The sequence below is a fragment of the Peribacillus sp. SRI_006 genome, from assembly GCF_057586375.1.
The window spans coordinates 48,068-62,104 of record NZ_JBYCZT010000008.1 but is presented as its reverse complement, the minus strand read 5'-3'; the positions used below and the strand labels follow the sequence as shown (position 1 = coordinate 62,104).

General features: G+C 42.9%; 15 protein-coding genes and 1 pseudogene. 7 read left to right on the top strand and 9 right to left on the bottom strand.

Annotated elements, in window-relative coordinates:
• Window positions 1–143 precede the first annotated feature (143 nt).
• On the top strand, window positions 144–611 hold the full coding sequence (locus AC2YHV_RS13030; RefSeq protein WP_034314805.1) for an Lrp/AsnC family transcriptional regulator: 468 nt from the start codon (window positions 144–146) through the stop codon (window positions 609–611).
• A gap of 114 nt (window positions 612–725) precedes the next feature.
• Here AC2YHV_RS13030 and AC2YHV_RS13025 read toward each other — a convergent pair whose 3' ends face one another.
• Window positions 726–1,124 (bottom strand): carboxymuconolactone decarboxylase family protein, encoded by a 399-nt coding sequence (locus AC2YHV_RS13025; RefSeq protein ID WP_487373360.1) that lies wholly within the window; start codon window positions 1,122–1,124, stop codon window positions 726–728.
• A 118-nt stretch (window positions 1,125–1,242) separates the two neighbouring features.
• Between AC2YHV_RS13025 and AC2YHV_RS13020 the strand changes: the two genes are divergently transcribed.
• The 3 genes and pseudogenes from AC2YHV_RS13020 to AC2YHV_RS13010 all read left to right on the top strand — a co-directional run.
• Window positions 1,243–1,671: an Lrp/AsnC family transcriptional regulator gene (locus AC2YHV_RS13020; RefSeq protein WP_098187564.1), complete on the top strand. Its 429-nt coding sequence runs from the start codon at window positions 1,243–1,245 to the stop codon at window positions 1,669–1,671.
• Between the two features lie 224 nt (window positions 1,672–1,895).
• Entirely contained in the window at window positions 1,896–2,828 is a 933-nt protein-coding gene (locus tag AC2YHV_RS13015) for a catalase family peroxidase (RefSeq protein ID WP_487373359.1), read from the top strand.
• A 97-nt stretch (window positions 2,829–2,925) separates the two neighbouring features.
• Window positions 2,926–3,045: pseudogene (locus tag AC2YHV_RS13010) on the top strand (transposase); the annotation flags it as partial.
• A 39-nt stretch (window positions 3,046–3,084) separates the two neighbouring features.
• On the opposite strand, the gene AC2YHV_RS13005 reads toward AC2YHV_RS13010, so the two are convergent.
• Window positions 3,085–4,755, bottom strand: coding sequence for an ABC1 kinase family protein (locus tag AC2YHV_RS13005; RefSeq protein WP_411739622.1), 1,671 nt, complete (start codon window positions 4,753–4,755; stop codon window positions 3,085–3,087).
• Window positions 4,756–4,769: 14 nt separating this feature from the next.
• On the bottom strand, window positions 4,770–5,072 hold the full coding sequence (locus tag AC2YHV_RS13000; protein ID WP_098187558.1) for a phasin family protein: 303 nt from the start codon (window positions 5,070–5,072) through the stop codon (window positions 4,770–4,772).
• A 240-nt stretch (window positions 5,073–5,312) separates the two neighbouring features.
• Between AC2YHV_RS13000 and AC2YHV_RS12995 the strand changes: the two genes are divergently transcribed.
• The gene (locus AC2YHV_RS12995; RefSeq protein ID WP_487373438.1) at window positions 5,313–6,062 is read left to right on the top strand and encodes a glucose 1-dehydrogenase; all 750 of its coding nucleotides are present in this window, start codon (window positions 5,313–5,315) and stop codon (window positions 6,060–6,062) included.
• Window position 6,063: 1 nt separating this feature from the next.
• Here AC2YHV_RS12995 and AC2YHV_RS12990 read toward each other — a convergent pair whose 3' ends face one another.
• Together AC2YHV_RS12990 and AC2YHV_RS12985 are read right to left on the bottom strand one after the other, a co-directional pair.
• Window positions 6,064–6,294 carry a hypothetical protein gene (locus tag AC2YHV_RS12990; protein ID WP_054397303.1) on the bottom strand — a complete coding sequence of 77 codons (231 nt, stop codon included), beginning with the start codon at window positions 6,292–6,294 and terminating at the stop codon, window positions 6,064–6,066.
• Between the two features lie 64 nt (window positions 6,295–6,358).
• Window positions 6,359–7,150, bottom strand: a complete 792-nt coding sequence (locus tag AC2YHV_RS12985) for a TIGR00266 family protein (RefSeq protein WP_057275762.1) — start codon at window positions 7,148–7,150, stop codon at window positions 6,359–6,361.
• A 190-nt stretch (window positions 7,151–7,340) separates the two neighbouring features.
• On the opposite strand from AC2YHV_RS12985, the gene glpK reads away from it, so the two are divergent.
• The gene (glpK, locus tag AC2YHV_RS12980) at window positions 7,341–8,831 is read left to right on the top strand and encodes a glycerol kinase GlpK (protein ID WP_487373358.1); all 1,491 of its coding nucleotides are present in this window, start codon (window positions 7,341–7,343) and stop codon (window positions 8,829–8,831) included.
• Between the two features lie 67 nt (window positions 8,832–8,898).
• Entirely contained in the window at window positions 8,899–9,366 is a 468-nt protein-coding gene (locus tag AC2YHV_RS12975) for a CBS domain-containing protein (protein WP_053534045.1), read from the top strand.
• A 53-nt stretch (window positions 9,367–9,419) separates the two neighbouring features.
• Here AC2YHV_RS12975 and AC2YHV_RS12970 read toward each other — a convergent pair whose 3' ends face one another.
• From AC2YHV_RS12970 to AC2YHV_RS12955, 4 genes are all read right to left on the bottom strand, one after another.
• Window positions 9,420–11,534 (bottom strand): peptidoglycan D,D-transpeptidase FtsI family protein, encoded by a 2,115-nt coding sequence (locus tag AC2YHV_RS12970; protein WP_487373357.1) that lies wholly within the window; start codon window positions 11,532–11,534, stop codon window positions 9,420–9,422.
• Window positions 11,535–11,877: 343 nt separating this feature from the next.
• Complete coding sequence (locus AC2YHV_RS12965) at window positions 11,878–12,231, bottom strand: hypothetical protein (protein ID WP_487373356.1); 354 nt, start codon at window positions 12,229–12,231, stop codon at window positions 11,878–11,880.
• Between the two features lie 74 nt (window positions 12,232–12,305).
• Window positions 12,306–13,487 carry a DUF2515 family protein gene (locus tag AC2YHV_RS12960; protein WP_487373355.1) on the bottom strand — a complete coding sequence of 394 codons (1,182 nt, stop codon included), beginning with the start codon at window positions 13,485–13,487 and terminating at the stop codon, window positions 12,306–12,308.
• Between the two features lie 21 nt (window positions 13,488–13,508).
• Window positions 13,509–13,676, bottom strand: coding sequence for a hypothetical protein (locus AC2YHV_RS12955; protein ID WP_156404298.1), 168 nt, complete (start codon window positions 13,674–13,676; stop codon window positions 13,509–13,511).
• Between the last annotated feature and the right edge of the window lie 361 nt (window positions 13,677–14,037).

The following is a 14,037-nucleotide window of genomic DNA, read 5'->3' as shown; positions in this document are numbered from 1 at the left end:
TTTTCTTTTTCTATTTGATTATTTTAATGATAGAATATTAACTGTTAAAATTACATACAAAAAAGAACGTATTTTTCGCTATCCATACAACATTTTAAAGAAATATATGCTTATATTCCTTCATTATGAAAGGCGGTTGCTTCATGGATGAAATAGATGTCAGTTTACTGGAACTTTTACAAAAAGATGGACGCATTACGATTAGTGAACTATCGAAGAAATTGGCTCTCAGTCGACCTAGCATCTCTGAACGAATGTACCGACTTCAAGAAAAGGGGATCATTGAGGGGTTCAGCGCAAGGGTTTCCCCTTTGGCGATAGGAAGGGGTGTACTTGTGTTCATTCAGGTGAGTGAACTTAAGGTTCCTGTTTCCGATTTTGAGCAATTAGTGAAAAATGATTTAGACATTATCGAGTGCCACCGTGTAACAGGAACAGTTGGATATTTTTTGAAAGCGGCTTTAGCTGATATGGACAGCATGAGATTACTGATAGATCGATTAATACCCTATGGACATCTGAATACATCTGTGGTTTTGACATCCCCGGTACCTTCCCGCTCCATTCTTCCAAGGATCAATGAAATGGAGGATCATGGTGCGAAATCCTAGGCGGTCATTCAACTGATGCTGGTAAAGGGGTTCGGCATCGTTCAAACTAATGAAGGTAGAATGCAGGTTTTTTACAGAAAGGAACGAGGCGGAAGGCCTGTTCCTTTTTTTGTGTTATTTTAAATCCATCAAAGCCCCGAAATATTGCTGGGCGGTTGTAAAACAAATGAATGCCAATAGTTCAGAAATTTCTTCATCACTGAACACTTCCTTCAATACTTGGAAAAACTTTTCCTCCGTTTTTTCACGTTGCAAGAGAAATACTTCCGCAAAGGCAATTGCATAGCTTTCTTTCATATCTTCCGGCTTTAGCGGAGTCCCTTTTGCCTGGCAGTATGAGCAGCCATTACCGTATGCCAGCACCATTCTGACGTTTTCCTTCAATTTCTCCGAAAGTTTCCCATCTGCAGATATGCAATCTGAGAGGTCCGACCATTTATGCGAAATCTCTTCAGAATGAAATAATCTTTGAAATGGACTGGAGCCCTGTGATGATTTTTTTATTCTTGTCATGAACATCTCTCCTTTGAGATAATCCTAATATAAAAATCCAGGAATTTTAATTCCATTTGTAAAGAAATGTGGTTTAATAATGAACGAATGTAAAGGGGAAAAGGGGAATAATTTAAAAATGAAAATAGATGAGAAAGACCAGAGCATCCTTGCCGAATTAACGTTGAATAGCCGAATCTCCATGAGGGAATTGGCAAAGAAAGTAAACCTCTCGGCCCCCACCGTTGCCGATCGGGTTCGGCAAATGGAGTCGTTCGGGATCATTAAAGGGTATGTTGCCGAGATTGATCATAAAAAGATCGGTTTTCCAATTGAGTGTATCGTGGAAGCTACGATAAAAAATGGGGAATATGAGAAATTCAAAAAGTATATCTCCAAGGTGCCGAATGTTGACTTTTGTTATCGCATTGCCGGGCAGGCTTGCTTTATGCTGAAAATCCACACTCGGAGCCTTGAAGAAGTGGAGGAATTCATCAATCGGACCATTCCTTTTGCAGCAACGGTTACCCATGTGATCCTTTCGCAGGTGGAGCCGGAACAGGAATGAGTATTTTTATAGTGGAAGTAAAAGAGATCTATATATGCCGATCATTTTGAATGTTTCTAGAATTTAAAGGATAAAATCACGTGTCCATAAAGATATGACATATGTTTGCAGCGCCAGGTGTTTTTTTGCAATCAATGCTTTCGGTGATTCAAGAAAGAATAGGCTAATGGAATATGGGGTACATGTAATAATGGATAATAATCTGAAAAGGTGGGGTGAGTATCATGGAAGGAACCGACGACTACAAACCTGAACTGGCCAGGGAAGCAGTAAATGTGATTGAAAATGTAGCAGGAACACATCCTGGTTATCGGCGTGTGCATGCAAGGGGATATGTTTATGAGGGGGTTTTTACCCCAAACGGAAAAGCGTCCCCATTAACGGTGGCTTCGCATCTACAGGATGAAGCCGTGCCGGTGATCATTCGGTTTTCAAATAGCTCACCGATTCCAAGCCATCCTGATGCCATTTCCCCTGTAAAGGGCATGGCAGTCAAGTTTCATTTGCCGAATGGAAAGGTGTCAGATCTTATTACTGTGACCATTCCGTTATTCTTTGCGAAAACACCGCAAGCGTTTGTTGATATTGCTGGCTTTTTCCAATCTGCAAAGGAAGGTTTCCCCAATCTGAAAGAGCTTGCAAAAATCCTGTGGAAATATCCTGAAAGCAAGGCAAGCCTGCAAATGCTTAAAGAAATGCGTTCTCCAGCCAGTTTTTCAACGTGCCAATATTACTCCATTCACGCATTCTATTTCATTAACAAGGAAGGAAGGCGGCAGGCAATCAAGTATGAGTGGGTGCCAGATGCCGGCCTTAGTATGTTAGAAAAAGGAGAGGTTGCCGAGCATTCGCCGGAGTATCTGGATGAAGAAATGGAAAAGAGGCTTAAAGAAGGACCGGTGGGCTTTAAATTGAACATCCAAATAGGTAGGGAAAATGACCCGACTGACGATCCGACTACAGCTTGGTCGGAAGATAAACAGGTAATCACGATAGGGCATTTAATGATCTCCAAAAAATCGGAAGTGTGTAAAGATACATTATTGTTTGATCCAACCAATATTCCTGAAGGAATCGAATGCTCGGAAGACCGGATCTTGCATTTTCGCCATAGTGCGTATGCCGTTTCATATGAACGTCGGATAAATAACCAATGAATCAAATCAAGAAAAACCCCCTATTCCAAAGGGGTTCCCTTGAATGTAGACAAACTCGATGAAAATCGGGTTTGTCTACATTTTTTTTGCTTGTACTTTGACTTTCATTCACTATGGCTTCGGAATTCGTTCAATGCATAAAACAATAGAAGATGTTGAAACAAATATGGCTTACCGTTGGTTCTTAGGCTATGGTTTCCAGTGCCTCCTACTCCACGTTCGGGATGAGACCAATCAGAATCCCGTTTTAAGTGTGTTACATTTTTCCGGATCTGAAAATAGTGTAGAGCATGAGTAAGAACATCAGGGTTGCAACGACAAAACCAATTTCGATAACCGGTATCTTCCAAAGGATCAAGGTTTCCCCGCCTATTGCAGAACCGATAATGAGACCGACCATGATTATGCTGAATGCAAGCAGGATGATACTGAACGACAGTCGGTTCGAGATTTGATCAAGCTTATGTAAAAAAACTTGAAGTTCGGGGATGTTGATATCGAGCCGCAATTTCCCTTTTTTAATGATACCTGTCACTTCCCTGATATCCTTGGGCAGTTCGGCAATGGCTTCAGCAGACTCGATGAATTGATTCCAGGCGTTCTTCGCAATGTTTTTTGGGTTGTAGCGTTCTTTAAAAAGCCTTTCCCCAAAAGGTTCAGCTGCCTTCATGATGCTGAAATTCGGATCTAATCCTTCGACAATTGCCTCCATGGTAAGCAGAGCCTTGCCGAGCATCGTGAATTCGGGTGGGATTTGGACCTGGTGACGATTGGCAACCGTGAACAGGTCATTGACTGCTCCGCCTAAGCTGATTTGGCTCAATGGGATATCATAATATTTATTTCGCAGTTCATCAATATCCTCCCTTAATGGAGCCATATCGATTTCGTCCGTCAAGAGACCCATATCTGAAAGCGTCTTGATCAATCCATTGGTGCTTCCGCGTTTCAGATTGATGACAAGCGAGGCGAACTGATATTTCGTTTCTTCCTCAAGACGTCCCACCATTCCAAAATCCATGAGTGCAACGACATTCCCAGGCAATATGATGATATTGCCTGGGTGGGGATCACCGTGGTAAAAGCCATCGATCAATATTTGATGAAGCATGGAGTTCGCTAATCTTTCCGCGATTTGCCGGCGATCATAACCTTCATCATCAAGCTGTTTATAATGATTGATCTTAATTCCCTGAATGAAATCCATTGTCAGGACCCTTTTTGTGGAAAACTCCCAATGAATCCTTGGTACCTTAAACCCTTGATCATCGATGAATTGCTTGGCTATTCTTTCCCCGTTTCGACCCTCGGAGTTATAATCAAGTTCTGCGCGGAGTGATTTAGCGAATTCATCGATCATTTTTCTGATTTGGTAGCGTCTTGCCCAAGATATGCGTGCTTCCATAAGTCTTGCCAAATCATCGAGAATTTCCAAATCCGTTTCCACAGTCGGAAGAATATCTGGCCGCTGCACTTTGATTGCTACGACTTCCAGTGATGGAAGCCGAGCTGTATGGACCTGTCCAATCGAAGCGGTTGCCAGTGGGGTTTCATTAAATTCAAGGAAAATGTTTTCCAAAGAATCACCCAATTCGGCCTCGACAATTTTACGGACCCTATCAAATGGAAAGGGGGTGACCTGGTCCTGTAACTTTTCAAGCTCGCGGACGATTTCTTCAGGAACGAAATCACGCCTCGTACTTGCAATCTGCCCAAGTTTAATGAATGTAGGTCCCAAGCTTTGTAATATCGTATGCAGCCGCTCTCCGATTGAGCGGAGGTTCAGGTTTTCATCGGTTTGGAGTTTCGATCCCGCTTTACTCTCGGATAATCCCAGGCGATAGATGAAGTAACCAAACCCATTTTTCAAAAAGGCATTAATGATTTCTTGGTAACGATGTGCGTGTTTCAGTCGCTTGCGAAACATTCAAGTACCTCCTGTCACGGTTGTAAGTTTTGGTTCTGTTTCTCCAAAATTACGATGCGGCGCTCCAATTCCTCGACTTCTTCTTTAGTTGCCAAGTTTAGGCCATTGAGCGCTTGATTGACTTTGGCCTTGACGGAATCGTCCAGCTGCTTTTGGGCTTGCTCCCCTTTTTCGACCCATTGCTTAATAAGGATCTTGGAATCTTCTTTGCTGATATCGCCTTTTTTGACAAGAGAGTCCACCGCTTTTTCAATTTGCTCTTTTGTAGCAGCGGCTGCACCTAATCCTAAAGAAAACACATTTTTTAATAAGTCCATTTTTACATTCCTCCAATATAAATTTTTACACTGTAAGAAAGATAATAGCGGATGCCTTTCACTCTGGTTCATTCTTGTTGTTACCATCTATCATACATCACTTTAGGGCAGCTACAAAAATATAAGGGTCCTGCGATTAGAAAAGAAGAAAAAGGATTTTTCGGAGGTCAAAGTTGTTTGAAGTGGAGCGGATTGGATATTATGATAGGGAAAAGCGACTGTGAAAGTGAGGTTGGAATAATGGGTTTCAAAAATAAAACGGTGATTGTAACAGGTGCTTCGAATGGGATAGGGAGAGGCGTGGCAAAGGGGTATGCAGAAAGCGGCGCTTCAGTCGTTCTCGCAGATTTGGACGAGCGGGAAGGACTTCTGTGTGTGGAAGAGCTCAAAAGTAAGGGTCATGAAGCCATGTTCGTTAAAACGGATGTACGCAAGGAAGCTGACATTCAACAATTGATGGATGTAACTCTAAAAACATATAAGACCATTGATATATTAATCAATAATGCAGGAAAGGCATTATTCAAATCGCTTTATGATCTGACGATAGAGGAATGGGACGATATGGTGAATACGAATTTGCGCAGTGTTTTCCTTTGTTCCCGGGCCGCGGCAGAATCGATACGGAAAAATGAAATGGGAGGTGCGATCATCAATATAGCCTCAACCAGAGCAATGATGTCTGAGCCTGATTCGGAATCCTATGCAGCAACCAAAGGAGGGATCAAAGCACTGACACATGCACTTGCCGCTTCTTTGGGCAAAGAGAAAATTACGGTCAATTCGATTTCACCGGGGTGGATTGAAACGGGAGATTATGAATCGCTGAGGGATGAAGATCACCTGCAGCATTTTTCCAATCGGGTTGGCAAACCGGACGATATTGCAAGTGCCTGTCTTTATTTGACGGCAACGGAAAATAATTTCGTTACGGGTGAGGATCTTATCGTCGATGGAGGCATGACAAGAAAAATGATGTACGAGGAGTAACTCATTTTTTTCGGTAGAGATATTGTAGTTCAGTCCCGAGCTCACGGTTAAGCAGCTGTTCCATTTCTTCAAGCTCTTTTATGCCGATAGGGGCATCGGCAGCTGTCCAGTGAACGGTATAAACAAAATAGTAATCTCTTATTTTTCGGAAAATAACAGGCGAATTCGGGAATTGATCAAAAATTGCCCTGATATTATAGCGTCTCATGTAGGACCACTTAACAAGCTGCATGTAGCTACCCATCCTTTTCAAAAGAGATCAATGACTGCCAGGATGGCAGCCATTGGTCCGGTTCTTATTTATCGTTGAATAAATTGAATAAGCCTCTAGCTACGCTGCCTTCTTCGGATGATCCTCCATTTTGCGGCGCTGCAGCAAATACACGGCTGGCAAGCCGGCTGAATGGCAAAGATTGCACCCAGACTGTTCCGGGTCCTTTTAATGTTGCAAAGAATAAACCTTCGCCGCCGAACAAAGCGGTTTTCACACCCTTTACAGTTTCAATATTATAATCTACCCCGCTAGTCATTGCCACTAAACACCCTGTATCGACGCGTAAAATCTCCCCTGCTGCCAATTCCTTTTTATGGATCGTGCCACCGGCATGAACGAAGGTCATTCCATCTCCTTCTAGTTTTTGCATGATGAAGCCTTCACCGCCAAAGAAGCCTGCCCCTATTTTTCTCTGAAACTCAATTCCGACCGAAACGCCTTTTGCGGCCGCCAGGAATGCGTCTTTTTGACATATGATTTTCCCGCCCAGCTCGCTTAAATCCATCGGGATGATTTTACCTGGATATGGCGATGCGAATGAAACGTGTTTTTTATCTCGTCCTTCATTCGTAAAAGCCGTCATGAAAAGACTCTCACCAGTAAGTAGCCGTTTCCCGGCCCCGAATAGCTTACCCATCATTCCGCTGTCACCATTTGAAGACCCATCACCAAAGATGGTTTCCATCTTGATTTGATCTTCCATCATCATTAAGCTTCCAGCCTCGGCAATCACCGTTTCCTGAGGGTCCAATTCCACTTCAACAAACTGCATGTCATCTCCATATACCTTAAAATCTATTTCATGATTATTCAATTTCCATTCCTCCTATCCGCTTATTTTCATTGTAAAAGATAAACTCTTAACCTGCCAATATTATTCAGTTTTCTGCTGTAGTTTATATATTTTTTGTTTTCACGGGTATATCTAGTAAAATGTAGAAAGAAAAAACAGCATGACACTTAAGCTGAAATGAACCTTTTCTTAAGTGCAGGAGGAGACAGCCGTGGAGACTTACATACTATCATTGGACCAGGGAACGACAAGTTCCCGGGCCATTTTATTTAATAAAAGCGGGAAAGTTATGCATATTGCCCAAAAGGAATTCACCCAATACTTCCCGAATCCAGGATGGGTGGAGCATAACGCCAATGAAATTTGGGGCTCCATCCTATCGGTAATCGCTTCCTGTCTATCGGAAATGAATGTAAGGCCTGAACAGATCGCTGGAATTGGCATAACGAATCAACGGGAGACGACCGTGGTATGGGACAAGGAAACAGGTCAGCCGATTCATCATGCCATCGTCTGGCAATCCCGGCAGACAAGCGAAATTTGTACGCAATTGAAGGATGAAGGCCTCGATGGCTTATTCTTGCAGAAAACCGGATTGTTGATTGATGCATATTTTTCCGGTACAAAGGTGAAATGGATTCTCGACCATGTAGATGGGGCACGGGAAAAGGCTGAAAACGGAGACTTATTGTTTGGTACGATCGATACGTGGCTGATATGGAAACTTTCGGGTGGTAAATCACATGTAACCGACTATTCGAATGCTTCAAGGACGCTGATGTATAACATTCATGACCTGAAGTGGGACGAAGAGCTGCTGGAAATCCTGCAAGTGCCGCAATCGATGCTCCCTGACGTTCGTTCTTCATCGGAGATATACGGGAAAACAGCGCCACATCATTTCTTTGGGCATGAAATCCCGATTGCCGGAGCGGCGGGAGATCAACAGGCCGCATTGTTCGGCCAAGAATGCTTTGAAAAAGGAATGGCTAAGAATACGTATGGCACCGGATGCTTCATGCTGATGAACACAGGAGAAAAGGCAGTGAAATCAGAGCATGGCCTGTTGACCACGATTGCATGGGGGCTGAATGGAAAAGTCGAATATGCCTTGGAAGGAAGTATTTTTGTCGCAGGTTCGGCCATACAATGGTTAAGGGATGGACTGAAACTCTTGCATGATCCGAAAGACAGTGAAAAGTATGCTTTGCGGGTCACTTCAGCCGATGGTGTCTATGTAGTTCCCGCATTTGTAGGATTAGGCACCCCTTATTGGGATAGTGATGTCAGGGGAGCTGTATTCGGACTGACAAGGGGGACATCGAAGGAGCATTTCGTCCGGGCAACATTGGAAGCATTGGCCTACCAGACAAAAGATGTCCTTAGCGCCATGGAGATTGATTCAGGGATTAACCTAAAGGCATTAAGGGTCGATGGCGGGGTTGTCAAAAACAACTTCTTGATGGAATTCCAAAGCTGCCTCCTGAATGTACCAGTCGAAAGACCCGTTATTAGTGAAACGACAGCGTTAGGAGCGGCGTATTTGGCGGGGCTTGCTGTCGGATATTGGGAAAGTCAGGAAGAGATTTCAAAGCTATGGGCAGTCGATAAGAAATTCGAACCCGAGATGGAAGAACAGGAACGGAAGGATTTATATAATGGCTGGAAAAAGGCAGTTCAGGCGGCAAGGGTTTTTAAATAGAGTAAGTAAGGGTATTAATAGAAAGAGATGAATACAGAACGTACAAACTTAAAAAAGGGGTGGTATTATGTTAGTTAAGGATTTCATGATAAGGGAAGTCTTTGTAGCCCGTCCTGATTTTACATTAAAGGAAATTCTGCGGATCTTGATCGAAAATAAAGTGGGCGGGGTCCCCGTTGTGGATGAACAGGATAAGCTATTGGGAATGGTGACGGACGGGGATATCCTTCGTTACTTGACACCTGCAGAGGAAGCCATCATGGGGTATTTCACCTACATTACGGTTCTTCCCGGTGAAGAGTTGGATGAAAAGGTTACATCCAAAATGAATGATAAAGTCTCACAAATCATTAAAAATAAAAGGATTACAAAGCTATCTCCCGAAGATCCGCTAGATGAATTGATAAAGGTCCTTTCCAAGCATCATTTCAAGAAAATCCCCGTCGTGGACAAAAATGATAAAGTCGTCGGCATCATCAGCAGGGGAGATGCCCTTAGGGCCCTTTATAAGGAATTCGTTCAAAAGCTGGAATAAATGGGCATCATAAAAAGGCCTGCTCGATTACGAGCAGGCCTTTTTTGTATTCATCATTGAGTGCTTTCTACTGCTTTGTCTGCATCAGAGTCACCTTTTGCTCTTTTTTCCTTCAATTTAAAGTAGGCGTCCATTACGTCCCGCCCGATCCGTTTGTTAATATCATCAGAGGGCTTGCCTTGATACACCCATGGCACGACGACAGAAAATGCCACTTCCGGATTATTGTGAGGTGCATAACCTACAAGCGTCAAATTGATAGTCGGGACTGGCGCGCTATATTGATTCCTCCGCGGTCCGTCATAAAAGGCCTCGGCAGTACCCGTTTTTGCTGCCGCACGGTAAGACTTCCCGCCGAAATATTTATATGCCGTCCCGCCTGGCTCCTGGGCGACCTGCCTGAATCCTTCCTGGACACGCTGCATCCAAACGTCTTTTCCGCCTAAGTCGTTTAACACTTTAGGACTCATCGTTTTAAAGACGCTGCCCAATTCATTGTGTTCGTTGGATGGATTCCTGATTTCCCTGACCATATGGGGCTCAAGCCTTTTTCCGCCATTTGCAATCGTCGATACATACTGTGCCAATTGCATGGGGGTATATGTATCATACTGGCCAATCGATAAATCCAGCAGCAATCCGTCTGTTGACATATCGACTCCTTTAAACCCTACGGATTCATTTGGCAGGTCGATGCCTGTGCGGACACCCAATCCGAATTGGGCATAATGATTCCGCATGATTGAATAAGCTTCCCGGTTGATTCCTAACGGGCGGTGAGGGATATAATGACCGCCGGCAATTTTGATTGCCGTCATGAACATATAGACATTCGACGATTTCTTTAACGCAGAGACATCGGTTACATAACCCAAATCACTATAAGATCCTTTGGGATTAGCCCCTGCTAAAAGGAGTTTTCTGTCAAAGAAAGCTGACCCTGGTGCGATGGCTCCTGTCTGAAAGCCTGTATAGACAGTGGCTCCTTTAACAGATGATCCCATCGTATACGAGGTCGTAATGTTTCCAAGGGCAAAATCGTTCATTTCGGTCAACCCGGTTTTACTGTTGCGGCCGTATTGCCTGCCTGCCATCGTAAGCACCTCGCCTGTATTGGGGTCCATTAAAACGACGAAGGCACGATCCAATAAGTAGGTATTTCCCTTAGCCTTGGTTTTGCGCAATTCGTTCTCGATGATTTTTTCAACCTGCTGCTGCAGCTCCATATCAATTGTAAGGACCAAGTCTTTTCCGCTTTGCCCTTCAGTGAGGGTATTCGTTTTGATGACTTCCCCTTTGCTCAGCACATTTTCAATTCGCGTCTTTTGACCGCGCAGGACATCTTCATATTGTTTTTCGATATAACTTTTTCCGACCCGGTCATTCCTGGTATAGTCGCGTGCCAGATAATAGTCAATATTTTCATTAGGAATGCCTTCTTCGGAAGAAGAGACCTTGCCAAGAACCGAGCGGAGGGTCTCATCATACTTATAAGTCCTTTCCCAATCCGTCGTTACATCCACACCTGGCATTTCACCCAAATGTTCACTGACCCTGGCGAATTCCTTAGTGGTGACATCTTTATTCTTTACGATCGACGGGGCGAGGGCATAGCCGCTATTGAATTCCCGGAAGATGGCGATCACTTCCAATTCATCTTTGGAGAATTCCTTGATATTCTCATCGGTTACCCGCTCCATTTGAAGTTTGTATAAATCTTTTTGCTCCAGTTTCTTTTCGATGACTTTCTTCTTCTCGGCCTTGGTGATCAAGGCTTCGGCTTCTTTCGGATGCTTTAAAATCCAAAAATCCTTTTTATCCGGCAGGGTTACCTTTTTGGTATCTTTTTCTATCAAGGTGGCAAGGACCTCTGCCGTCTTCACCATATCGGCCGTTTTCGTATTCGGGTATTTCGTATAGGTGATGGCATTACGCGGCTCATTATCAACGACCGGATTCAAGTTGCGGTCATACATCTTGCCCCGGGGAACGGGGGTATTGGCCACATCGTTTTCCGTTCTGTCGACTTCGCGGAGGTAATCGTCCCCATACACGATTTGGACGATGCCAAGCCGGATTATTAAGCTTGAAAATAAAATGAATATTAAAAAGAACATAAAGTTCAGTCGGAAAGGAATTGGGGTTTTTTTCTTTTTTTCTTTGGCCATCATTAACATTCCTTTCTAGTAAAAGTAAAAAATAAGAAAATTCCTATCTCCAATGATATATAAAATTAACTTATTTTTCTATGCTTTATCCGTAAATTTATCTATATTTCCAAAAGAATGTTTTGGAGTTATATAATTCCTAGTAATCTTATAATTAGGAAAATTGATATAATAGATAAATAGAGGAAGAAGCGGTACAGCGGCAATCATTAGTAGGGATGCGTGGTTGGGGGGCTCCATAAAAAAAGGGGAACATAAACCAAGGTACTTGGAAAGAACTCTTTTACATGAACGATTAATGACTATAACCCTAATTCACTACAGAGACTTAAGTACCATGATTTTATTTTGCTTCATGTTTCCTAACGGGAGTTTGAGTCGTGACAGTGATAATCCCATTGAAGTATCCGCATAGCTCAAGCCATTTTTCAGGATAAATATAGTTGAAACGTTCAATGGTTTCCAGGGAGTGAAGCACAAGGCAATCGATTTGCCCCGTTTTTTTACTTTGTAAATTGGATAGAAGCTCATGCGGGATGGTGTAATAAGGGTGGATTTGATACGGATTGAGTATGACCGGGGAAATATTATTCTCTTCCAAATACTTGTCCGTCACGATCTTTTGGATTGCAAAGCTTTCCTCCGTATGTAAATCCCCGATTTTGTAATTTGGATTCAATAGTACAATGCCCCTCATTTGATTCACCCATTCTTTTTGCTAACCATTCTTGCCAAATGGGGGATGGGATATTCAAAGTAAGAGGCATCATGCTAGAAAATGGCTTTCATTTCGTTAAGGGTTTTGAGCTGCTTGACATTTTCGAGCACCTCGTTGGTCAGGTCCTCCTTTTTAATGATCGGTAAACTTCGTAAATCTTCCATGTAGCTTTCATTCGTGAACCAATCAAAGGAATGGGGAGGAAAGAATGGTCGATCTTTCCATGCATAATGAAGAGTGGGGCTGTAGATTTTATCATCTTTTGACGTGGATCCATCAGAGGTATATATGCTTGCCCAGTAATCCTCTCTGGAACCCGTGTGGGGAATCTCTTTTGTAAAATGGCCGACTCCGCGAAAAACCACCGGATGCTGAAATAGAAGCCCATATAATAATTTCCCCGTTTCAATGCGCTGTTTCGGGTCGGCAAAGCGTTCGACGGTAAGTCCTGTCAAGGAATGAAGTCCTTTTTGCTTGTTTGCATAAGGAAAGATCACTTTCATGAAGCCTAAGTATTCCTGAAGCTGAAAATCAAGCCTGCGGAGGATTTCACCATGACGGGTGCGTTTTAATATCCTTTCCTGAAGCATTCTTTGTTCATTAATGATAAGGGCCGTTGTCAAAAGGGGTGAATGGGGCTCTTCGATGAAAGATTCCCAAATCGGGGCCATGAATCTTGAAATGCGGAATACTGGTAAATACCTTCTTAGCGGAAGTTCTTTTTGTTTAGAATGTTCATATAAAAGAAGCTGGGGGAAGGCATCTGCAAATATGGCTGAATTGGCACGCTCAAGGAAATGGAAAAATTTCTGCCGTTCCGCTCTGTCAAGTAGATGGGTCATGTTTGAACTTTTCAAGTCAGTCATATGGTATCCTCCATTCCTCGAAACCATATGTGCTAAAAAGGCCCAGTGAACCTCTGGATTGCGATTGTAAAAGGCAAGATAGGCTTGAGTTCTTGTGATATTGTTCCGGTTCAAGGCAGCCGTTTCGGTTCGAATGCTTTTTATCAGGGCGGCTTCCTCGGGGAAAAAAGCTTTTGACTCATCAACAGGCTGAAAGAGCTCTTTTTGTAAACGGGATTTTAGCGTGTCAAATCTTTCAGCATCGATGATCGGTTTTGTTTTGGCAGGGTGTTTACCCAACAGCTTTTGCAAATATTGGGAAAGCATACATTTCACCACAAATGTTTTTCGATCATTATATGCATAGCCATCAAGAAAGGGGCGTTGCATTTGCAACCCCCCAAGGTGATGTCATCTTTTTTTCTTCTTTTCCCGGTACAATAAAATATAATAAACTATCCAGAAAAGAAACACAGGAGTGAAGGATAAAAATCTATATTGGACCGGTACGGCAAATAAGATGAAAATGGCTGATAATAAAAAGGGAACCGCCAGGAGTATATATTTTCTCCATTGCATATGCTGAACCTCCTTAGGTTGCGTCATTCTTATTAGAATAAAGGATTATCCATCAATAATCTAGAAAAGTCATAATTGACAAAAATATGCAAACGTAGTAATCTTTAAAAATAAGTTAAAAATTACCATTAATCAATGGAAAAGGAGGCGAACGTCATGACTAAATCAGTTAAGCACAGTGATGTCACAATTGAATATCATACGTCCGCCTGCCCTGATACCTTGTCTTTCCAGACATAGGATTCCTCGCTTCCATTCATGATTTTAAAGCGCAGGTTGTGGAATTTTCGCGGCCTGCGCTTTTATATGTGTTATTACGCATCTAAAAAAGCTTCCGCTAATCGGCGGGGGCTTTTTGGCA

Excerpts from the sequence above, each read along its gene's own strand:
- AC2YHV_RS13005 (WP_411739622.1), bottom strand. The coding sequence starts at position 4,755 with ATGTTTCGCAAGCGACTGAAACACGCACATCGTTACCAAGAAATCATT.
- AC2YHV_RS12990 (WP_054397303.1), bottom strand. The coding sequence starts at position 6,294 with ATGCAGCTTGTTAAGTGGTCCTACATGAGACGCTATAATATCAGGGCA.
- AC2YHV_RS13020 (WP_098187564.1), top strand. The coding sequence starts at position 1,243 with ATGAAAATAGATGAGAAAGACCAGAGCATCCTTGCCGAATTAACGTTG.
- AC2YHV_RS13025 (WP_487373360.1), bottom strand. The coding sequence starts at position 1,124 with ATGACAAGAATAAAAAAATCATCACAGGGCTCCAGTCCATTTCAAAGA.
- AC2YHV_RS12965 (WP_487373356.1), bottom strand. The coding sequence starts at position 12,231 with ATGAGGGGCATTGTACTATTGAATCCAAATTACAAAATCGGGGATTTA.
- AC2YHV_RS13030 (WP_034314805.1), top strand. The coding sequence starts at position 144 with ATGGATGAAATAGATGTCAGTTTACTGGAACTTTTACAAAAAGATGGA.
- AC2YHV_RS13015 (WP_487373359.1), top strand. The coding sequence starts at position 1,896 with ATGGAAGGAACCGACGACTACAAACCTGAACTGGCCAGGGAAGCAGTA.
- AC2YHV_RS12995 (WP_487373438.1), top strand. The coding sequence starts at position 5,313 with ATGGGTTTCAAAAATAAAACGGTGATTGTAACAGGTGCTTCGAATGGG.
- AC2YHV_RS12975 (WP_053534045.1), top strand. The coding sequence starts at position 8,899 with ATGTTAGTTAAGGATTTCATGATAAGGGAAGTCTTTGTAGCCCGTCCT.
- AC2YHV_RS12970 (WP_487373357.1), bottom strand. The coding sequence starts at position 11,534 with ATGGCCAAAGAAAAAAAGAAAAAAACCCCAATTCCTTTCCGACTGAAC.
- AC2YHV_RS12955 (WP_156404298.1), bottom strand. The coding sequence starts at position 13,676 with ATGCAATGGAGAAAATATATACTCCTGGCGGTTCCCTTTTTATTATCA.
- AC2YHV_RS12960 (WP_487373355.1), bottom strand. The coding sequence starts at position 13,487 with ATGCAACGCCCCTTTCTTGATGGCTATGCATATAATGATCGAAAAACA.
- AC2YHV_RS13000 (WP_098187558.1), bottom strand. The coding sequence starts at position 5,072 with ATGGACTTATTAAAAAATGTGTTTTCTTTAGGATTAGGTGCAGCCGCT.